General features: G+C 72.2%; 18 protein-coding genes and 1 pseudogene. 9 read left to right on the forward strand and 10 right to left on the reverse strand.

All coding sequences use genetic code 11. From position 1 onward, the window contains the following. The 4 genes and pseudogenes from ACWDAK_RS08260 to ACWDAK_RS08275 form a co-directional block, all read right to left on the reverse strand. Positions 1 to 1,153, reverse strand: a 1,153-nt coding sequence (locus tag ACWDAK_RS08260) for a DUF1906 domain-containing protein (RefSeq protein ID WP_449806450.1), incomplete at its 3' end; no start/stop codon positions are given. Positions 1,154 to 2,033: 880 nt separating this feature from the next. Continuing rightward, positions 2,034 to 2,468, reverse strand: coding sequence for an NUDIX hydrolase (locus tag ACWDAK_RS08265; protein WP_427394031.1), 435 nt, complete (start codon positions 2,466 to 2,468; stop codon positions 2,034 to 2,036). Then, complete coding sequence (locus ACWDAK_RS08270; protein WP_427394032.1) at positions 2,465 to 2,683, reverse strand: hypothetical protein; 219 nt, start codon at positions 2,681 to 2,683, stop codon at positions 2,465 to 2,467. The genes ACWDAK_RS08265 and ACWDAK_RS08270 overlap by 4 nt, the downstream gene beginning before the upstream one ends. Positions 2,684 to 2,754: 71 nt before the next feature. Then, positions 2,755 to 3,185, reverse strand: a pseudogene (locus ACWDAK_RS08275) (Scr1 family TA system antitoxin-like transcriptional regulator); the annotation flags it as partial. A gap of 269 nt (positions 3,186 to 3,454) precedes the next feature. On the opposite strand from ACWDAK_RS08275, the gene ACWDAK_RS08280 reads away from it, so the two are divergent. After that, positions 3,455 to 3,850 carry a nuclear transport factor 2 family protein gene (locus ACWDAK_RS08280; protein WP_427394033.1) on the forward strand — a complete coding sequence of 132 codons (396 nt, stop codon included), beginning with the start codon at positions 3,455 to 3,457 and terminating at the stop codon, positions 3,848 to 3,850. Between the two features lie 180 nt (positions 3,851 to 4,030). Beyond that, complete coding sequence (locus ACWDAK_RS08285) at positions 4,031 to 4,636, forward strand: TlpA family protein disulfide reductase (protein ID WP_427394034.1); 606 nt, start codon at positions 4,031 to 4,033, stop codon at positions 4,634 to 4,636. A gap of 349 nt (positions 4,637 to 4,985) precedes the next feature. Here ACWDAK_RS08285 and ACWDAK_RS08290 read toward each other — a convergent pair whose 3' ends face one another. After that, complete coding sequence (locus ACWDAK_RS08290) at positions 4,986 to 6,095, reverse strand: TerD family protein (protein WP_344635424.1); 1,110 nt, start codon at positions 6,093 to 6,095, stop codon at positions 4,986 to 4,988. A 220-nt stretch (positions 6,096 to 6,315) separates the two neighbouring features. Between ACWDAK_RS08290 and pepN the strand changes: the two genes are divergently transcribed. Further along, on the forward strand, positions 6,316 to 8,865 hold the full coding sequence (pepN, locus tag ACWDAK_RS08295; protein ID WP_427394035.1) for an aminopeptidase N: 2,550 nt from the start codon (positions 6,316 to 6,318) through the stop codon (positions 8,863 to 8,865). Positions 8,866 to 8,878: 13 nt separating this feature from the next. On the opposite strand, the gene ACWDAK_RS08300 is transcribed toward pepN, so the two are convergent. Then, positions 8,879 to 9,871 carry a hypothetical protein gene (locus ACWDAK_RS08300; RefSeq protein ID WP_427394036.1) on the reverse strand — a complete coding sequence of 331 codons (993 nt, stop codon included), beginning with the start codon at positions 9,869 to 9,871 and terminating at the stop codon, positions 8,879 to 8,881. Between the two features lie 252 nt (positions 9,872 to 10,123). Between ACWDAK_RS08300 and ACWDAK_RS08305 the strand changes: the two genes are divergently transcribed. Continuing rightward, positions 10,124 to 10,666 carry an SsgA family sporulation/cell division regulator gene (locus ACWDAK_RS08305; protein ID WP_344635257.1) on the forward strand — a complete coding sequence of 181 codons (543 nt, stop codon included), beginning with the start codon at positions 10,124 to 10,126 and terminating at the stop codon, positions 10,664 to 10,666. Positions 10,667 to 10,807: 141 nt separating this feature from the next. On the opposite strand, the gene ACWDAK_RS08310 is transcribed toward ACWDAK_RS08305, so the two are convergent. The 4 genes from ACWDAK_RS08310 to ACWDAK_RS08325 all read right to left on the reverse strand — a co-directional run bounded on the left by ACWDAK_RS08310 (position 10,808) and on the right by ACWDAK_RS08325 (position 14,907). Next, positions 10,808 to 12,166, reverse strand: a complete 1,359-nt coding sequence (locus ACWDAK_RS08310) for a helix-turn-helix domain-containing protein (protein ID WP_427394037.1) — start codon at positions 12,164 to 12,166, stop codon at positions 10,808 to 10,810. 278 nt (positions 12,167 to 12,444) lie between these two features. Further along, positions 12,445 to 13,446 carry a carbohydrate kinase family protein gene (locus ACWDAK_RS08315; protein WP_344635259.1) on the reverse strand — a complete coding sequence of 334 codons (1,002 nt, stop codon included), beginning with the start codon at positions 13,444 to 13,446 and terminating at the stop codon, positions 12,445 to 12,447. A gap of 115 nt (positions 13,447 to 13,561) precedes the next feature. Further along, complete coding sequence (locus ACWDAK_RS08320; RefSeq protein WP_344635260.1) at positions 13,562 to 14,542, reverse strand: M48 family metalloprotease; 981 nt, start codon at positions 14,540 to 14,542, stop codon at positions 13,562 to 13,564. After that, positions 14,539 to 14,907 (reverse strand): BlaI/MecI/CopY family transcriptional regulator, encoded by a 369-nt coding sequence (locus ACWDAK_RS08325; protein WP_427394038.1) that lies wholly within the window; start codon positions 14,905 to 14,907, stop codon positions 14,539 to 14,541. The genes ACWDAK_RS08320 and ACWDAK_RS08325 overlap by 4 nt, the downstream gene beginning before the upstream one ends. A 112-nt stretch (positions 14,908 to 15,019) precedes the next feature. On the opposite strand from ACWDAK_RS08325, the gene ACWDAK_RS08330 reads away from it, so the two are divergent. From ACWDAK_RS08330 to ACWDAK_RS08350, 5 genes are all read left to right on the forward strand, one after another. Beyond that, a complete protein-coding gene (locus tag ACWDAK_RS08330; protein ID WP_344635262.1) occupies positions 15,020 to 15,670 on the forward strand; it encodes a DedA family protein in 651 nt (216 codons plus the stop codon). Then, a complete protein-coding gene (locus ACWDAK_RS08335; protein WP_344635263.1) occupies positions 15,667 to 16,317 on the forward strand; it encodes a phosphatase PAP2 family protein in 651 nt (216 codons plus the stop codon). The genes ACWDAK_RS08330 and ACWDAK_RS08335 overlap by 4 nt, the downstream gene beginning before the upstream one ends. A gap of 307 nt (positions 16,318 to 16,624) precedes the next feature. Next, positions 16,625 to 17,140, forward strand: coding sequence for a pyridoxamine 5'-phosphate oxidase family protein (locus ACWDAK_RS08340; protein ID WP_427394039.1), 516 nt, complete (start codon positions 16,625 to 16,627; stop codon positions 17,138 to 17,140). A gap of 154 nt (positions 17,141 to 17,294) precedes the next feature. Beyond that, a complete protein-coding gene (locus tag ACWDAK_RS08345; RefSeq protein ID WP_427394040.1) occupies positions 17,295 to 18,416 on the forward strand; it encodes a TIGR03364 family FAD-dependent oxidoreductase in 1,122 nt (373 codons plus the stop codon). A gap of 14 nt (positions 18,417 to 18,430) precedes the next feature. Then, a complete protein-coding gene (locus ACWDAK_RS08350; protein WP_344635266.1) occupies positions 18,431 to 19,111 on the forward strand; it encodes a phosphonatase-like hydrolase in 681 nt (226 codons plus the stop codon). Positions 19,112 to 19,137: the final 26 nt, after the last annotated feature.

A 19,137-nucleotide genomic window follows, 5' to 3' on the forward strand; every position in this document is an offset into this window, starting at 1 on the left:
GGTGGCCGTCGCTCTGGTTGATACGGAAGACGTGGACGGTGCCGGCCTTGTCGGTGACCGCGGAACCGGTGAACAGCGGATACTGCTCGGAAGTCGGAGCGGCGACGGCGACGTCGAGGTAGTCGCGGTCGATCCAGATCTCGACCCCGCCCCACGTCTCCTTGACGTCTCCGCTGTACTGGTGGACGCGCTGGTGGCTCGCCCACGCTCCGCCGGGCAGGATCGGGTCGTTGGTGTCGGCGACCCCGTTCCAGTTCGCGTCGAAGACGACGTCCGGCATGGCGTAGGAACCGCCCAGGTTCCGCACAAGGTCGGAGATACCGGAGGAGGAGCTGCTGTAGACCGCCGAGACATAGCCGCGGGCGTGGAGCTCCTTGGTCCAGGCGGACAGGTACCCAAGCACGTTGGCGCTGTAGGCCGAGGTGTAGCTCTCCATGTCCTCGTACAGGACGCTTCCGACGCCCAAGCCGAGGGACTGGGCCTGGTTCACCGCATCGTCGGCGGCAGCGGTTCCCTCGCTGTCCGGCGAGCTGATCTTCTCGGCCATGGCGCCCGCGTACAGAGGCATGAAGTGCCAGCCAGCGGCGGCCTGCTGCTGGACCCACGAAGCGGTGAGGTTGAGCTGGCCGCACGAGCGGCTGGGGCCGCCGATGTAGATGCCGACCGCGCGGTAGGGGGAGTTGGACAGCCAGGCGTCCATTGCATCGGAGCCTGGCGCGGTGCAGGCCTCGAAGCCCTTGCCGACGTAGTTCGTCACGCTGGCGGAGACGGAAGCGACTGCCGCGGCACCGGCTGGGTTGGCGTTCGCCGCCGTCACGGTCCGGGGCTGTTTCGGGCTGCCGGTGGGCAGGGCGGCCTTGGCCAGGATTCCACTGACGAGGGACTTGTCTTCGCCGTAGGTGGCGGTGACCTTGATGTCACCTGCGGCGGCGTCGAGTTCGTGTGCCACCGAGTTGTCCGTCGTCCCCTGTGCAGCTGCCGGGGTGGTTGCCGGCTCGACGAGGAGGGCCTCTGTGCGGCCGATCAGCCGAGGCGGACACTGTTGATCCTTGCCCGGCGTTCCGAGGTACAGCGCATGCTGGTCGAAGCGCACGCAGGTGGACGGGTTGGCGGTCAGATCGAACACCGACCAGGAAGTCGGGATGCTGAACACGTGGCCATGGTAGGAGAGTTGCTTGATTCGGCTCGCCGTGTCCGTGGCCGCGTGGGCGGGGCTCGCGGGCATGGCGCAGACGGCGGCTGCCAGACCACCGAGGAGCAGAGATCGCGGGTACCGGCGACGGGGCGCGGCGGCTGTGGGCACGGATATGGGCAGAGGCGTGTGCATAATCACCGGTTTCAAGGCGGATGCGGTTTCGTCAGAGGTGTCGCGGCGCCGACTGGACCCGATCCGGGCGGCGATGGTGCCGCTCAGTGGCCCGGACGCAGCGAAGGCCGTGGTGCGGGATCCGGCGAGCAGAGCGGCGACTTCGACGTACGAACAGATGTCAGTCACTCCTCTTGGGGCCGGACACATCGCTGTGTCCCGTTCGATTCCTACCGGCCGGGTCCGTCGCCGGAAGCAGGCTGTGGCCGTTCGATGCAGTGATCTTCCCGGGGCCCGCTCACAGACGACTAACGTTCTGTCAACGGCCTGCCGAAGCGACTCGCCGCAGTCGATCGCCGACGAAGGAGCCTCGCCTTCCGCCGTGGCGTCTCGGGGCGGCGGGCCGAGTGGAGCCGATCTTGCCAGAGCCGCAGACCGGGATCCGCGAATTCACCCTCGCCTACGACGACAAGGCCCGGCCCTTCCGCTGGACCTACGACGGCACCCCGCTCAAGTCAACCTGACCCTTGCAGGATCAACGCGGCGGAGCGCGGCGGCCTGGAGCACCGCCCTCGCCGTAGAACTGTCGCTGGAGTTGGACCAGGCCAGGCAGGAGCTCGGCAGTGCATCGGCGGTCACTCCCTTGCCTACGAGCCGCAGCAGGGCATCCCGACCGTAGTGTGGCGAGGCCCTCCGGGAATCCGGGCCCCGCCATACTTGCACCACCTCAGCGCGTGATCAGCTCGCGAACCGCGTCGCTCACCGCGGGCAGCTCGCTGGGGAGGGCCCACTGGTGGGCGTCGTGCTCGGTGAGGATGACCGGTTCGGTCTTGTCCACGGTGACGGCGAAGTTGAACTGACGGGTCATGCCGCCGCGGCTGTTCTTGTAGTCGAAGTGTCCGACGTAGCCAGTGACCTGGTCGATGGTCAGGCCGGTTTCCTCGGCGGTCTCCCGGTACAGGGCGTCCAGGATGGTCTCCCCGGCCTCGACCGTTCCCGAGGGGATCTCCCACATCCCACCCATGTAGTCGTCGGGGTTGCGACGCACGAGCAGGACCCGGCCGTCGTAGTTGATCACGGCGGCAGCGACGAAGCCGGTGATGCCAGCGGCTTCGGCATCGGCCGCCAGGCCGGCCACGAACTCGAGGGAGGTGACGGTCACTGCAGCTCCTTGTGATGATCGCTGATCTTGATGGCCGCGCGGACGTACTGCTCGGCCACTTCCAGATCCTGCTCACGATGCCAGACCGGGAGCTTGATCGTGTGGGCGTGGGCATGCTCGGCGACCGGGAAATCTCCCCGCTCGTACCGGCGGTGGGAGTGCGGGTGACCTGGGAACAGCATCGTCGGGTGCTGGTACAGCGGCAGCTGGTTCATCGGGCAGGTGGAGCCGGGCCGATTGAACTCGGTGGCGCCCTCGGCGGCCAGTGCCTGGTGGAACTTCTCGATCGGCAGGCCACCGAGCTGGAGAGAAGGGCAGTGGCATACGCCTCGGTTTGCAGGAGGCCCGGTACGACCCGTGAGGAGTAGGCCCGGAACGCTCGGGTGTGCTGGTACAGCGGTATCCGGGACTCTTGGAGCCTGCGTAGGCGGTGCGGGTCAGCCTACGCCATTCCATGTACATCGAATCTGCTTGGCGGCTCTTGGCGATCAGGTCGTCCGCTTGGTCGTCGGCGCCGCAGGCATGACACCACGCCCGGATGTCGTCGTCGGAGGGCGCGGTCCTGGCGTTGATGATCCGTGAGGTCTTCGAGCCATGCCACCCGCACCGGACAGCCAGCTCATCGCCCTGGGGCCCGGCGTCCAGCATGAGCTCGCGCAGACGGTCCGCGATGGCCTGACAGGCGGCTTGGGCGCTGGAGGAGGGTGAGCCCGACATGAACTGAGCGTCAAGTAGCCATTGGGGGACGGTTGTTCGGCATGGCGATGTGTTGCTGGTTTGCTGAGGGGGCGACGACACGTCCGAAATCACCTGGCACGGACGCGGCCCGCTGGTGACAGTCGGCGGTTAGGTGACGACTTCCGTGTGTTCGGCCAGGACTTTTCCGGGTCATCGCCGGGCGGCTCCACGTCACGGAAGGTCTTGACCCAGGATTGATCGGGACGTTGCATGCAATCTGGCTGTATGCCTACGGACTGGAGGCCAGGATGACCGCTACCACCCGCGACCTGTTCGAGCGCTACCACGCCTGTTGGGAGGCCCGCGACCCTGACCGGATCGCCGAACTCCACACGGTCGACTCGGTGTTCCATCTGCACTCGGACCAGACCCCGGCGCGCGGGCGAGCAGCCATCCGTGAGGCGGTGGCCGGCACGTTCGAGCTCGTCCCCGATTTGACGTTCGAACTTGTTTCGCTGCGTGTCGGGGAGGACTTCTGGGTTGTCCAGTTCAAGCTGACCGGGAAGTCTGCGTCTGGCTCCGCGGTCGACGTCGACCTCGCGGACTTTGTTCTGGTCGAGAACGGGGCCGTGAAGGAAAAGCACTCCTACGTCGACGGAATGGCGATGCAGGCCGCGATCGGGCCCGTCGAGGCTTGCGCATGAGTCACACCGCATGACGGAACGGTAAGTAGCCGTTGTGTTCGCCCTGCCAGCGGACTCAGCACTCGCTGACCGGTGAACGATCGGCGGCCCCAGCCGGGAGATCTGCCGGGGTCGCCGACGCCACCTGCCGGGCCCAGCCACCGTCGAAGTCTGCCTGTACCTCCATGCGAAGCTCTTAACATGTCTGGCACGAAGCACTCTCGTACCTATCTCGCCGCAGCGACCACCGTCGCCGCGTTCGTCCTCGCCGGCTGCTCGTCGTCCGGCTCGTCTGCCAGCAGTGGCAACCAGACCGGCTTCGTCTCCTCCAAGGGCAGCAGAATCTCGACCGCTGCCCTCGGCCATCGCCAGGACGCGCCGGACATCTCGGGTACCACCCTGGATGGTCACTCAGCCAAACTGTCCGACTACCGAGGCAAAGTGGTTGTCCTGAACATCTGGGGCTCCTGGTGCGACCCCTGCCGCGGCGAGGCAAAGGGCCTGGAGTCGGTGTGGGAGAAGTACCAGAGTCAGGGCGTCCAGTTCCTCGGTATCAACACCAGAGACGTCGACCGGGCCAACGCCGTCGCGTTCGAGACGAACAAAGGCGTCACGTTCCCCAGCATCTACGATCCGGATGGCACCCAGATCCTCAAGTTCCCCAAGGGAAGCCTCAATCCGCAGTTCATCCCAACCACCATCGTGATAGACCGCGGCGGCAAACTGGCTGCCCGGGCGTTCGGAGCCCAGAGCGCCGACGTCATTGAATCCATGCTCCAGCCGGTCCTCGCGGAGCAGAACCACTGAGCGCTTCCAGGGCTGGTGAAGCCCGTGCGGCCCGCCATCGAGGCTCACCTCTCGGCGGCGGGTCGGAGGAAGGAACGCCGGCACGCCATCGGGCCATCCGCCACGGCGTCAGAAGGAGCGCCACGCGGCCCACGGCAGCTGCCGCGCCGGCGATGACCCAGTAGGGAAGTCCGAGTCGGATGGCAGGGCCCGCACAGCCGTTGCGAAACGGCGTACCGCCGCCGGTGCGCGGGGGCTGTTCGACAGTTGCTGCCGGGCGCTCTTGCGGGCCGTCTCATGGGTCGTCACCGCATCGCCGGCCGTCGCGGACCGTCCGGGCTGCTGTCAGGACGGTCCGCGCTCGGGGCGGTCAGAGCATCGCGGCGGCCGGCTGGACCATGCCCCGGGCGGTCTTGGCGTCGACGTACTCGCCGACGGCGGTCATCACCCACTCGCCGGAGTACTGGCGGATCAGCTTGCACATCACCACGCCGGTCTTGGCTTCGGCGTGGGTGAGGTCGAAGCGGACCAGTTCCTGGCCCGAACCGCCGTCCAGCAGGCGGCAGTAGGCGTTCTTGATGTCGGTGAACTTCTGGCCGGAGAAGGAGTTGACCACGAAGACCAGGCCGCAGACCTCCGAGGGCAGGCCCTCCAGGTGGACGGTGATCGACTCGTCGTCGCCGGTGCCCTCGCCGGTGAGGCTGTCGCCGGAGTGGGCGATGGCGCCGTCGAAGACGTTGAGCTTCATGAACCAGGCGGTCTCGATCTTGTTCCGCTGGGCGTCGTAGGCGATGCAGGAGGCGTCCAGGTCGATGTTGCGACCCTGCTTGGCGGGCTCCCAGCCGAGGGCCATCTTGACCGAGGAGAGCATCGGCTTGCCGTTCTTCTCCAGCGAGACCGAGCCGCCCTTGACCAGGCTGACCCGGCCCTTGTCCAGGGTGACCTTGGGCAGGGCGCCCGGCGCCGGGGCGGAGGCGGCGGGCTTCGGGGCGGACACCGAGACGCCGAAGTCGGTGGCGATGCCCGCCAGGCCGTTGGCGTAGCCCTGGCCGACCGCGCGGACCTTCCAGTCGTCGCCGCGCCGGTAGATCTCGACCACCACCAGGGCGGTCTCCCGGGTGAGCCGGCGCGGGGTGAAGGTGACCAGGACCGCCCCGGTGATGGTGTCCCGCAGCGTCGCGGTCGGCTCGGTGCCGGCGAAGGTCCCCGAGGAGTCGTCCAGGCTGGCGGTGACCACGACCTTGCTGATCTCGGGCGGCAGCGCGGCGGTGTCCACGGTGATCGCGCCCGGGGTGTTGCGGGTGGCCGGGCGGTGGGTCACGCCGGGGCCCTTGGGGGCGTTGTAGAACACGAGGTCGGCGTCCGAGCGGACCTTTCCGGCCTCGGTCAGCAGCAGCCCCGAGACGTCCAGTGCCTTCGGGGCCGTCACCTCGACCGTCACGCGGCCGGCGGTGAGCGGCGCGTTGCCGCCTGGGGTCAGGTCCGTCGGCACGGTTCTCCTCCTGAGCTGGGTGGTTGCGGCAGTTCGAGCAGTGCCAGCGTAGTCATATCGCCTTGGACCGACCGGCAGCGGTCTTGGCTGACGGCCTGTGGCCCGGCGGTCGGACGGCGCCCCGGCACGGCTCGGCCGGGGCCCGCGGCGTCTTAGCCGACCGCGAAAAGCCTTGCCCGCCCGCACCCGCCCGGGCGAGCATGCAGGGATGCCAGCTCTTCAACGTACCGAGGCGCGGATCCGTGCCCGACTCGTCCAGGTTCGCGAATACCGGATCGATCTGGATCTCACCCGGGGCGAGGAGGTGTTCGGCAGCAGTACGGTGATCCGCTTCGGCTGCGCCGAGCCCGGCGCCGCCACCTTCCTCGACCTGCAGCCCGCCGCGCTGCACCGGGTGGTGCTCAACGGCCGTGAGCTCGACCCCGCCGGCCTCGACGGGAACCGCCTCGAACTGACCTCTCTGGCGGCCGAGAACGAGCTGCTGGTCGAGGCCGAGATGCGCTACTCGCGGGTCGGTGAGGGCCTGCACCGGTTCACCGACCCGGCCGACGGGGCGGTCTACCTCTACGCGACCTGCGGCCCCGACAACGCGCCGCTGGTCTTCCCCTGCTTCGACCAGCCCGACCTCAAGGCCCCGATCCACCTGGCCGCCACCGCCCCGGCCAACTGGACGCTGGTCGCCAACGGCGCGGGGGAGCGCACGGATCCGGCGGAGCGCGCGGACGCGGACCCCGGGGAGGGCACGGCCCGCTGGGTGTTCGCGCCGACCCAGCCGATCAGCACGTACCTGTTCACCGTGGTCGCCGGCCCGCTGCACTCCGTTCACTCCGAGCACGACGGGATCCCGCTCGGCCTGCACGCCCGCCGTTCGCTCGCCGCCGACCTGGACCGCGAGGCCGAGGAGATCTTCGAGGTCACCCGGGCCTCGTTCGACCGGCTGCACGAACTCTTCGACGAGCGCTACCCGTTCGGCCGCTACGACCAGGCCTTCGTGCCCGAGTTCAACTGGGGGGCGATGGAGAACCCCGGCTGCGTGGTCTTCCGCGAGGAGATGCTCTTCCACTCGGCCCCGACCGAGGCCGAACGCGAGCTGCGCGCCGTGGTGATCGCCCACGAGATGGCCCACATGTGGTTCGGCGACCTGGTCACCATGCGCTGGTGGGACGACCTGTGGCTGAACGAGTCCTTCGCCGAGTACCTCGGCTACCGGATCGCCGCCGAGTCCACCCGCTTCACCGGGGCCTGGACCAGCTTCGGCGTCAAGCGCAAGGGCTGGGGCTACGACGCCGACCAGCGGAGCACCACCCACCCCATCGCCGCCACCGGGGTTGAGAGCCTGGCGGAGGCGATGGTCAACTTCGACGGCATCGCCTACGCCAAGGGCGCCTCCGCACTGCGGCAGCTGGTCGCCTGGCTCGGCGACGAGGCGTTCTTCGCCGGCATCAACGAGCACTTCGCCCGGCACCGCTTCGGCAACGCCGAACTCGCCGAGTTCCTCGACGCGTTGGCGGAGAAGAGCGGCCGGGACGTGCACGGCTGGGCCGAACGCTGGCTGCGCACCAGCGGCGTGGACACCCTGCGCCTCGACGTCCGCCACGACGGGACCGGCCGGGTCGCCACCGCCGAGCTGGCCTCGGACGGCACCCGGCCGCACCGGGTCGGCATCGCGGCGTACGACGTGCGGGCGGACGGTGCCCTGGTGCTGCGGGACGGCTTCGAGGCGGAGGTCGAGCCGGGCCGGCCGGCGGCGCTGCCCAAGTTGACCGGTTCCGCGCGGGCCGACCTGCTGCTGCCCAACCACGGCGACCTCACCTGGGCCAAGATCCGCCTGGACGAGCGCTCCTGGCGCACCGTCACCGGCTCGCTCTCCCGGATCGAGGACCCGCTGGTCCGCGCCGTGCTCTGGGAGAACGCGCGCGACCTCGTCCGCGACGGCGAGTCGGCGCCCGCCGAGTACCTGGACCTGGTCGAGACCCAGCTGCCCGGCGAGGACCGGGACACGGTGGTCGATGCCGTCCTCACCTTCGCCCGGGCGGTGCTGGTCACCGAGTACCTGGCGCCGGAGGAGCGCCCAGCCGCCGCCGCGCGCCTCGCCGCCGTGTCGCGCCGGCTGCTGGCCCGCCCCGGGATCGAGGACGGGCTGCGGGTCGCCGCGCTGCGCGGCGCGATCGAGAATGCCGTCGGTGAGGAGCAACTGGACGAACTGGAAGCCTGGTTGGCCGACGGCACACCGGTCGGGGAGCTGAGCTGCGAGCTGCGCTGGGCCGCCCTGGCCAGGCTGGCGGCCGAGGGCCGGGCCGACGAGGCCCGGATCGCCGCCGAGCTGGCCGCCGATCCGAGCAGCAGCGCCCGCCAGGGTGCCGCCCGGGCCGGGGCCGCCAGGCCGGAGCCGGAGGCGAAGGCGGCGGCGTGGCGGCAGTTGTTCACCGAGGGCGCGCTGTCGAACCACCTGATGACCGCCGTCGCGCAGGGGTTCTGGCAGTCGGGCGCGGACGAGCTCCGTCAGGAGTACGTCCGGCGGTACTTCGCCGAGCTGCCGGAAGCGGCACAGCGCGGGGCGACCGTGGCCAGGGTGCTCGGCCGCGTGCTGTTCCCCGCCGGGCACACGGAGCCGGAGACGGTGCGGCTGGCGGAGGAGTGCCTGGGCCGGGAGGACCTGACGCCCTCGCTGCGGCGGGTGCTCGGCGACCAGGTGGACGACCTGCTGCGGGCGGTGCGGGTGCGCCTTTCAGGCTCGGCTCGCCTCCGGGCGCGCTGAGCCGGCGCGGGGCTCAGCCGAAGGTGCCGCGGATGGCGAGGGCACGGGGCGCGTCCAGGGCGAAGGCGGAGGCGGCCCAGGTCTCCTGCGGCGGCCGCTCCGAGGGGTCGGCGGGCCGGGCGCCGCGGACGCCGAAGGCGTAGCGGCCGGGGGCGAGGTCGAGGCCGACCGGTGCGGTGAAGCGGTAGACCAGGGCACCGCGCTCCTGGGCGACCGTCACCACCGCGCCGGGGAGGCTGCTCCAGGGGGTGGTGCCGGGGAGCGCCTTGGGGCGGGCCAGCCGGAGTTCGACCTGGAGCGCGGTCACGTTCTCGCCGACGGTCAGTGTCAGGGCGTGCCGGACACCGGTGGTGCCGACCGCGTCGGAACTGCCGCTTCCGGACAACCCGCCGTCCGGCTGCGGGCTGAACCTGGGCGCCGGGCCGCCGCTCGCGGTGCCGCTCGGGCTGCCGGTGCTCGCGGTGCCGCCGGCGGGCCGGGAGGCGCCGGGCGACGGTGCGGCGGCGGAGGTCCGGCCGCCGGCGGGGGCGCTCGGGGACGCCGAGGGCGTACCGGACACCGGGGCGCCGGCGGATGGGGCCAGGGTGGTCCGGGGCGCCGCCTTGGGGGTGCCGAGCGCCCTGGCCTCCGCCGACGCCGTCACGGTCGGCGTCGAACCGGCGGAGCGGGTGGCCGGCCCGGCGGTCGCGTCGGCCGCGTCCGGGCTCGGCAGCGGCGGGCTCGCCCCGACGTTGGACACCCCGGGACGCCGGCCGATGTTCTGCTGTTCGTTGAGCAGCCAGGTGGTGGCGATGCTGATCCCCAGCACCGTGGACATCGCCATGGCCGCGCCGGAGAAGCGCAGACCGGGCAGCCGGAAGCCGCCGAACGGCCTGGGCCGACCGTGCCGTCCGGAGCGTTGGCCCGCGCGCTCCAGGCCGACGGGCCCGCGCACCGGCGCGCCGCACGCTGCCGCGTCGGCGCGCTGCCGCTGCTCGCGCGGCCTGTCGCGAAGCTTCGCATTCATGGTCGGACGCCCTTCCAGGTCCCCCGCCGTGTCCTCTCCACGCCTCATCCGGGCTGGATGACGAGGGTATCAGCGGCATACCGCTGCTCCGCCAGCCCTGGAACGGAACGGACCGATGACACTTACCGGTATGACCTGTCCGATAATTGACGAAGCGTCTGGTGTGTGTTCGTGTAGGCCGGGAGTGGATCGGCGGCCCGGTCGGTCAACGGCCGGTTGCAACCCTCTGCAACTCTTGCCGGACGCGGCACCGTGCAGCACGCTGGCCTGAACCCCAGCCGCCTCGGAGAGATCGTCATGCCGCGCGACCCGCTGTCCGCCTCCGCCAACCCGCCGCTCGCCGCCACCCCCACGGGCGACGAGGCGGGTAGAACCACCGGTGCTCCGGCACCGGTGGAGGAGGTCCTGACCCTGCGGATCGCGTTGGAGGAGGACCTGGTCGGCGAGGTGCGCACGCGCTTCCGGTACGACCCGCAGCGGCCGTACGAGGTGCAGCTCACCTTCCACCTGGGCCGGGCGGACGAGGCGGACTGGGTCTTCTCCCGGCAACTGCTGCGCGACGGCCTCGAAGGCCTGAGCGGCCAGGGCGACGTGAAGCTCTGGCCCGCGTACTGTCCCTGCCACGGCTCGACACTCCACCTCGCGCTGGAATCCCCGCACGGCAGCGCCCTGTTGGAGATGTCCAAGGCCGCGGTGAAGTCGTGGCTGAGGCGGACGTACGCCTGCGTCTCGGAGGCGGCGGAGGCGGCGACGGGGCCCACGGACGAGCAACTCGCCCAGCTGGTGGGCTTCTAGGGCTGCCCGGCGGGGCCCGGGACGTACCCCGTGGAGGCGGCGGGGCAGGCGTCTTCGGCGGGGCACGCCTCGGGGCGCGGGGCCGCGCACGGTGGGCCGGTCGGCGGGTCTCCCGGCCAGGGGTGCCACGAGGCACGGGAGTCAGCGCGAGATCGTACCGTCCGCTGCGGGCGCTTCCTCGCGCTCCTGACCCGGCAGGCGGTACGTGCCCGCGAGGAGGCCGGCGCGGAGGGCGCGTACGGCAGGGGCCGAGGAGGTCGGGAGCAGGTCGTAGGGGTCGGCGGGGCCGGTCACGGAGACGGTGGCGGAGTGGGCGATCCGGTACGGGCGGTGCTCCAGGAGGCCGCCCAAGTAGCGGCGTAGGCGGGAGATCTCCGCGCGCACGGTGACGGTGCGCGCCGGGTCGGCGAAGAGGGCTTCGGCGAGCTGGGCAGCGCTGCGCCCCTCGCGGTGGACGGCGAGCAGCAGCAGGAGCTCGGCGTGCCGTGGGCTGAGGGCGTGGGACCAGCTGCCGGCCGCGCCAGTGACCAGCAGCTTCGGATGGCCGGGATGGCTCAGGTCCAGGCGGAAGGCGGCCCGTTCGGCCTGCTCGGCGACGGCGCCGGCGGAGCCGGTGAGCGGGCGGATCAGCCAGCCGCCCGCCATGGGTTCGACGGCGCACTCGCCGAGGGTGGGCAGCCAGTGGATGTCGGAGGAGCCCCAGCCGTCGGCGGGCAGTCTCAGCCGGGCGAGGGGCGGCAGGCCGAGGGTGGCGGCGGTCCAGCCGTCGTCGTCCACCACCATGGCGGGCTCGGTGATCCGGGCGAGCAGCGGGGCGGCGACGGTGCGCAGCTGGTGCAGTGCCTCCAGCTGACGGGCCCGCAGCTCGGCCTCGGCCAGCCGGGCGGCGGTGGCGGCGAGTTGGAGCAGGTACGGGGCCATGGTGCGGGCCGGTCCGCTGAGGTCGACCACTCCGGTGAGCCGGCCGGTGCGCGGGTCGTGGACCGGTGCGGCGACACAGGTCCAGGCGTGGTGGCTGCGCAGGTAGTGCTCGGTCGAGTGGACCTGCATCGGGCGGCGGACCCGCAGGGTCATGCCGATGCCGTTGGTGCCGACCGCGTCCTCGGTCCAGCGGGCGCCGGCGTCGAAGCCGATCCCGTCGGCGTTGCGGCGCAGGTGGCGGGCGCCCTCCTGCCAGAGCACATGGCCCTCCGCGTCGGCGACGGCGAACAGCAGCGGGGCGCCGGTGGAGGGCAGCAGCAGGGTGGAGCGCAGTACCGGGAGCACCTCGGCGAGGTGGGTCTCGCGGCGGCGGTGCTCGACCTCGGCGGCGCTGAGCCGGTCGACGTTGCGGCCGAGCTCGGGGTCGAGGCCGAGCCGGCGCAGCCGCTCCCAGGAGTCGCCGATCTCGGGCCGGGGCAGTACCGGGGAGGTGTCGCCGGCCAGGGTGAGTTCGTGTGCCCTGGCCATCTCACCAGGTGAGACCGGGCCTGCGTGGGCCGAGCCCTGGCTGTCCAGCACCGCACTCTCCCCCCGTCGAGTCGCCCTCCAGGCCGCCCGTGTGTCATGTCCCCCGGATGCCCGCACACAGGGTACGGCGGGGAGCTCGCCGGGTGGCGGGGTTGCCGGATATTTCGTGTCGCGCCCTGACGGCCCGGGCCCGCGCTTCGACGGTGGCGGCGGTCCGAGGGGTGGACCGGAGGGGGAGCGGTTCGGCGCACCGGATTCACTCTGCCGGCTGGGGTTCACCCGTTCGGCGGTCGCGCTGGGGACTGACATCCGGTCGGATCATCGGTTGATCAAGGGGTCGGCGGGTGAGCCGGGACATCGGCCCGCGCCTGGTCGAGCTGGTCCGCCCAGGGCGGGTTGGCGCCGGGGACGGCGCAGGTGAGGGCGGCGACCCCGGCCGCGTACGCGCAGGCGTCGGCGGTGTCCCCTTCGGTGAGCTCGTCGAGTGCGCCGCCGAGCAGGCCCCGGCTGCTCAGGCGGTGCAGCAGCCCGGCGGTGAAGGCGTCGCCCGCGCCGACGGTGTCCACCAGCCGGACGGGGACGGCCGGGACGGTGATCCGGGTGCCGTCCAGCGAGGCCAGCGCTCCGTCCGCGCCGAGCGTGATCACCACCAGCCGGACCCCGGCCGCGTGCCACCGGTCGCAGGCCTCCTCGGGCGGGACGCCGGGGAGCAGCAGTCCGAGGTCGTCGGCGGAGAGCCGGAGCAGGTCGGCGGCCGCGCACCAGCGGTCCAGGCGCTCGCGGTAGCGGGCCGGATCCACCAGCAGCGGGCGGACGTTGGGGTCGATCGAGACGGTCGGGCGGTCCGGGGCGCGGTGGATGCGGTCGAGGAGGTCCTCGACGGCGCGGCCGCCGGGTTCGCGGATCAGCGCCAGTGAGCCGGTGTGCACGCAGGCGGTGCCGGTGAGCGGTACGGCCGCGAGCTCCTCGGGCCGCCACTGCCAGTCCGCGGTGCGTTCGGCGTGGAACGAGTACGACGCCCGGCCGTCGGGGTCGAGTTCGGCGACGGCGAGGGTGCTGGGCTCGGCGGCGCGGACGCTGAGCGAGAGGTCCACGCCGGAGGCGGTGAGGCGGGAGCGGAAGAGCCGGCCGAAGGTGTCCTCGGAGAGGCGGGCGACGAAGCGGGTGGGGCTGCCGAGCCGGGACAGGCCGACGGCCGTGTTGGCGGGGCCGCCGCCCGCGTGCACCCGGAGGGTCAGCTCGTCGGGTGCGGCCGGCGCGCCGGGCGCGGGGGGCTGGACGAAGGCGTCGGCGACGCACTCGCCGAGGACGGTGATCGGCTGGACGGGCATGCTCGCGGTCTCCCTCACTCCTCTGGCTCCGATCAGGGCGGTCGGGTGCCCGTGTGCCGCAACGACGGCGGGCGGGCGCGCGGTTCCCCGGGCGCCCGCGATGGTGCGCCCCCGGTCAGCGATGGGCCTGGGCGGCTTCGACGTTGTCGTGGAGGTCGGCGGTGGCCTCGGCGGCGGCGAAGGCGGTGAGGGCCAGGCAGGCGGTGAGGGCCAGGGCGGCGGCGGTGCGGCCCGCGGTGCGGCGGCCGGGGCGGGGCGGGGTGAGCAGGGCTGCGACCCGGCGGGGGACCGGCCCGGAGTGGGCGGCGGGGGCGAGCCGGGGCCGGTGCGGCCGGGGCGCCCCGGCGGCGGCGAGTGCGGCGCGTCCGACCGCGCGGGCGGTGAGGGTGCGGTCGCCGGTGGCCTGGGCGGCGGCTTCGTCGGCCCACCGTTCCAGCTGGTAGCCGAGCGGTGCGCGCAGCGGTCGCAGGGCGGGGTGCAGCACGGTGGCGTACTCGGTCGCCGCCAGGAAGAGGTGGTGGCGGGCGTTGAGATGGGCCTGTTCGTGGGCGACCAGGACGGCGCGCTCGGGGCCGGTGAGGGCACGGAGCATGCCGGTGGTGACCACGACCCGGCCGGGCTCGGTGGGACGGGCGAGCGGCCCGGGCAGTGCGAAGGCGTCGGCGCGGTCGTCGTCCAGGACGGTGAGCGGCCCGAGGTGAACCGGCTCGGTGCAGTCCTGGCGGTCGGCGGAGCCGGGGCGTCCCGCGTCGGCGGCGCTGCGGGCCCGGCGCAGATCGGTGACCTGACGGCGGCCGGTGCGCAGCAGCAGTGCGGCGGCGGCCACCAGCAGTGCGGCGGCCGCGACCGCCGGGTAGACGGGGCCGCCGGGCAGCCGGTGCGGCGCCAGGTGGCCGAGCGCGGCGACGATCGGCAGGCGCAGCATTCCGGCGGCGGCGAGCAGGCCGAGCGAGACGGCGGTCGCCCCGGCGGCGGTGGCGGCGGTGCCGGCCAGCACCCAGGCGGCGAGGCGCGGGCTGAGCGCCTCGGCGAGGCGGCGGGCGAGCGGGACGGCGAGGAAGGGCAGCAGCAGGGGAGCCCAGACGGCGACGATCACTCGTTCTCCCCGAGGAGCTGGCGGAGCAGGCGCTCGTCCTCGGCTGAGAGGTCGGAGACGAACCGGGCGAGCACGGTGCTGCGGTCGCCCCGGTCGAGTTCGCTGCGCATCCGGCGGGCGGCGAGTCCGGCCTGGTCCTCGACGGTGGGGGTGTAGGCGAAGGCCCGCCCGGCCTTGGTGCGTTCGACCGTCCCCTTGTCGTGGAGCCTGCCGAGGATGGTGGCGATGGTGGTTCTGGCCAGCCCGTCGCCGAGGGCGCTCTGAACGTCCTGCGGGGTCAGCGGCCGCCGGGCGGCCCAGAGTGCGGCCAGCACCTGGGCTTCCAGCTCTCCGGCACTGCGACGCGACTGCGGTCCGTCGGTCATGTCGCACACCCTCCGAGTTATCGTCTACAGTCCTGTCGACTGTCTACGTCATTGTAGACATTCGGGTGCCCCTCGCGGGGCCGCGTCCCAACGTACGGGAGGTCCGCCAGTCTTGGTCCAGTCGTCCGCCCAACTCGCGGTGAATGTGCTCGACGCCTCGTCGCTGCTCTCCGCCTTCGGCGCCCTGGGTGTCGCCGTCATCCTGTTCGCCGAGACCGGTCTGCTGGTCGGCTTCTTCCTGCCCGGCGACTCGCTGCTCTTCACCGCCGGGCTGCTCTGCGTGCCCGGTGCCACCAAGGGTCCGCAGCTGCACCTCGCCCAGGTGATCCCGGCCGCACTGGCCGGGGCGCTGATCGGTGCCCAGGTCGGCTACTTCATCGGGCGCCGGGGCGGACGGGCCCTGCTCGCCCGCAGCAACCGCAGGAGCCTGCGGCAGGGCACCGAGCGGGCCGAGGAACTGCTGGCCAAGTACGGCCACGGCAAGGCGATCGTGCTCGCGCGGTTCATCCCCGTGGTCCGCACCGTGCTCAACCCGCTCTGCGGGGTGCTCGACGTGCCCGCCGGGGTCTTCGCCCGCTGGCAGGTGGCCGGCGGCGCGATCTGGTCGGTCGGTGTGGTGCTGGCCGGGTACGGACTCGGGTCCACCGTGAGCGGTATCGACGGGTATCTGCTGCCGATCATCGGTCTGGTAGTAGTTGTCTCCGTGATCCCAGTTGTCCTAGAAGTCCTTCGCGCTCGACGTTCCGGTGGTGCTGCCCAGTGAGTCCGTACTTCCTCGCCTACGACGGCAGCGGCATCGACGGTGACCTGTACACCAAGGTGATCGGCTGGGCGCACTCGTCCCCGCACTGGTTCGACCAGTTGGTGAAGGTCTGGTCGGCCGTCGGCCTCGGCCTGTTCGCGATCTTCATGATCTACGGCTGGTGGAAGGCCCGCTCGGACGACTCGGTGGTCATGGCCAGGGTGCTGGCCTCGCCGCTGGTCGTGATCGCGGCCTATGCGGTCAACTCCGGTCTCAAGAGCCTGGTCCAGGAGAACCGGCCGTGCCAGCAGATGCCCACCAGCGTCACCCTGGAGACCTGCCCCCTCCCCGGTGACTGGTCCTTCCCGAGCAACCACTCGGTGATCGCGTTCGCCGCCGCCACCGCGCTGGTCTTCGCGTACCGACGGCTGGGCTGGGTGGCCATGGTGTTCGCCGCGCTGATGGCCGCTTCGCGGGTCTGGGTCGGTGTGCACTACCCGCACGACGTCGCGGTCGGCGCGCTGGTGGGTGTGGTGATCGGCATTCCGCTCGCGCTGCTGGCCGGACGGCTGGCTCCGCTGGTCGACCGGCTGCGCGGCGGGGCGTTGGCGCCGGTGCTGGGCAGCGGGCCGGCGGTGCCCGCGATGCAGTGGCAGGGCCGCTACTGACCTTGGACCACTGTGGTGGATGAACCATTGCGGTGAAGGGGCGCGGGGAACTGCGCGACCAGCCCTCGACGGGGGTGCTGGGTCGCTCGCGGAGTTCCCCGCGCCCCTTGGTGTTTCCCGGTGTCCCCCGGGGCGCAGGGTGCGGGTGTGGCGCAAGGTGCGGGCCGGTCCGAGCAGTTCCCCGCGACCCCTTGAGGGTTGGGCCGGGCAGGGACAGCATGGGGAGCCGGGTGGGGGAGGAGCCTCGCCCGGCTCGGTCGTTGCTGCCCCCGTGGTGGGCGGCGAGCGGCCAGGAGGGGGATGTCCGATGGCATACCGGCTCGAAGTCACCCAGGGCGACTGGCCCGCCGAGGAGTTGGCCAAGGGGGTCGAGGGGCTGCTGGCCGAGAGCATGGTGCTCTCCCTCGCCACCGCGTCCCCCGAGCACGGGCCGCACGCCAACCTCGCCTTCTTCGCCCATGACGAGGACCTTGTGCTCTACTTCGTCAGCGAGCGCTCCACCCGGCACAGCCGGCACCTGGCGGAGGACGCCCGCGCCGCCGCGACGGTGTTCCTGCCCCCGCCGGCCTTCGGCGAACAGCTGCGCGGTGTCCAGCTGACCGGTGGGGCGGGCGAGGCGTGGGGCCGGCAGGCGGAGGCGGCGCTGGCGGCCTACCGGCGGCGGTACCCGGCGTTCGCCCAGGACCCCGAGGTGCGGCACCAGTTCCTCACCGGCGGCGGGGCGGCGGCGCTGTACAGGTTCCAGGTGGAGCGGCTGACGGTGGTGGACGAGCCGCACTTCGGGCGGCGCAACTACCTGCGGGCCCAGGTGCTGCGCGGCTGACCGGGGCGGCGTGCGGGGTTCCGCCCTGCGTCGGTGTTGGCTGTACATCTTTGGCCATGTTGCATGTAGTTGTATGTACAACTCTTGCGATCGGTTCATCTCCGCGCAGTCGGGAGGACGCCGGTCGGACATCTCGCCGCCGCAGCCTGAAGACATGAGAATCGTCGTCGTAGGAGCAGGCGTGCTCGGCACCATGCACGCCTGGCAGGCCGTCGAGCGCGGTCATGAGGTCGTCCACCTGGAGCGCGAGAGCGAGGCCCGCGGCGCCTCGGTGCGCAACTTCGGGCTGGTCTGGGTGAGCGGCCGGGCCGCCGGTGAGGAACTCGCCGTCGCCCAGCGCGCCCGCGACCTGTGGGCCGGAATCGGGGAGAAGGTGCCCGGGCTGTACTTCCGCCCCAACGGCTCGCTCACGGTGATCCGCGCCGAGGCCGAACTGGCCGTCGCCGAGCAGGCGTTGACCCTGCCCGACGCCGAGGAGCGCGGCTACCGCCTGCTCGACGCGGCCGAGGCGCGGGCCAAGAACCCCGCGCTGCGCGGCAAGTACCTCGGCGCGCTGTGGTGCTCCCGGGACGGCGCCGTCGAACCCCGGCTCGCCCAGCCCGCGCTGCGCGCGGCCCTGGAGGCCAGCGGCCGCTACACCTTCGTGCCCGGCCGCGAGGTCCGCGAGGTGATCGGCGAGAACGCGGTCCGCGACGACCACGGCCAGGTGCACCAGGGCGACCTGGTCATCCTCTGCACCGGTGCCTGGCTCGGCGGGCTGGTCAGGGAGCTGGCGCCCGAACTGCCGGTCCGCCGGGTGCGGCTGCAGATGATGCAGACCGACCCGCTGGACGAGCCGCTCACCACCTCGGTGGCCGACGGCGACAGCTTCCGCTACTACCCCGCCTTCGCCGGCGCCGCGCTCGACGAGCTGCGGGCCGCCCAGCCGCAGCCGCCGGTCGCCGCCGAGCACAAGATGCAGCTGCTGATGGTCCAGCGCCAGGACGGCTCCCTGACCATCGGCGACACCCACGAGTACGACCAGCCGTTCGGCTTCGACGTGGTCGAGGAGCCCTACGAGCACCTGTCCGAGGTGGCCGAGGAGCTGCTCGGCCGCCCGCTGCCGCGCATCCGCCGCCGCTGGGCCGGGGTCTACGCGCAGACCGTCGACACCACCAGGGTCGTCCACCGCGAGCAGGTCAGGGACGGCGTCTGGCTGGTCACCGGACCAGGTGGCCGCGGCATGACCTGCTCCCCGGCCATCGCCGAGACCACCGCACAGATCTGCAACCTGTAAAGGCAGTTGTTCACATGACCAACACTGACATCCGGCTCGTCGTCCTGGACATGGCCGGCACCACCGTGGCCGACGACGGCCTGGTCGAACAGGCGTTCCTGGCCGCCGCCGACCGGCTCGGCGTCGAGGCCGGCACCGAGCGCCACCAGCAGATGCTGGACTACGTCCGCGCCACCATGGGCGAGTCCAAGATCTCGGTGTTCCGCCACCTGTTCGAGGACGAGGAGCGGGCCCAGCTCGCCAACGTCGCCTTCGAGACCGCCTACCACGACCTGATCGACGCCGGGCACTGTGCCGCGCTCCCCGGCGCCGCCGAGGCCATCGGGCAACTGCGGGCCGACGGCCGCGCGGTGGCGCTCACCACCGGCTTCTCCCGGGCCACCCAGGACCGCATCCTCACCGCCCTCGGCTGGCAGGACATCGCCGACCTGACGCTCTGCCCCGCCGACGCCGGACGCGGCCGCCCGTACCCGGACATGCCGCTCACCGCGCTGCTGCGCACCCGCACCGACTCGGTCCGCCAGCTCGCGGTGGTCGGTGACACCGGCTACGACATGCTCACCGGCACCCGGTCCGGCGCCGGCGTGGTGGCCGGAGTGCTGACCGGCGCCCACCGCGAGGAGCGTCTGCGTGCCGACGGCGCCACCCATGTGCTCGGCTCGATCGCCGAGCTGCCCGCGCTGCTGGCGGGCTGAGAGCGGTACCCGCGTCCGGCCCGCCG

This window comes from Kitasatospora sp. NPDC001175, assembly GCF_053598215.1.

What these genes read in the sequence shown, in the direction of transcription:
- ACWDAK_RS08300 (WP_427394036.1), bottom strand. Translation starts at nt 9,871, where the DNA reads ATGAATGCGAAGCTTCGCGACAGGCCGCGCGAGCAGCGGCAGCGCGCC.
- ACWDAK_RS08325 (WP_427394038.1), bottom strand. Translation starts at nt 14,907, where the DNA reads ATGACCGACGGACCGCAGTCGCGTCGCAGTGCCGGAGAGCTGGAAGCC.
- ACWDAK_RS08350 (WP_344635266.1), top strand. Translation starts at nt 18,431, where the DNA reads ATGACCAACACTGACATCCGGCTCGTCGTCCTGGACATGGCCGGCACC.
- ACWDAK_RS08270 (WP_427394032.1), bottom strand. Translation starts at nt 2,683, where the DNA reads ATGAACCAGCTGCCGCTGTACCAGCACCCGACGATGCTGTTCCCAGGT.
- ACWDAK_RS08340 (WP_427394039.1), top strand. Translation starts at nt 16,625, where the DNA reads ATGGCATACCGGCTCGAAGTCACCCAGGGCGACTGGCCCGCCGAGGAG.
- pepN (WP_427394035.1), top strand. Translation starts at nt 6,316, where the DNA reads ATGCCAGCTCTTCAACGTACCGAGGCGCGGATCCGTGCCCGACTCGTC.
- ACWDAK_RS08345 (WP_427394040.1), top strand. Translation starts at nt 17,295, where the DNA reads ATGAGAATCGTCGTCGTAGGAGCAGGCGTGCTCGGCACCATGCACGCC.
- ACWDAK_RS08285 (WP_427394034.1), top strand. Translation starts at nt 4,031, where the DNA reads ATGTCTGGCACGAAGCACTCTCGTACCTATCTCGCCGCAGCGACCACC.
- ACWDAK_RS08315 (WP_344635259.1), bottom strand. Translation starts at nt 13,446, where the DNA reads ATGCCCGTCCAGCCGATCACCGTCCTCGGCGAGTGCGTCGCCGACGCC.
- ACWDAK_RS08280 (WP_427394033.1), top strand. Translation starts at nt 3,455, where the DNA reads ATGACCGCTACCACCCGCGACCTGTTCGAGCGCTACCACGCCTGTTGG.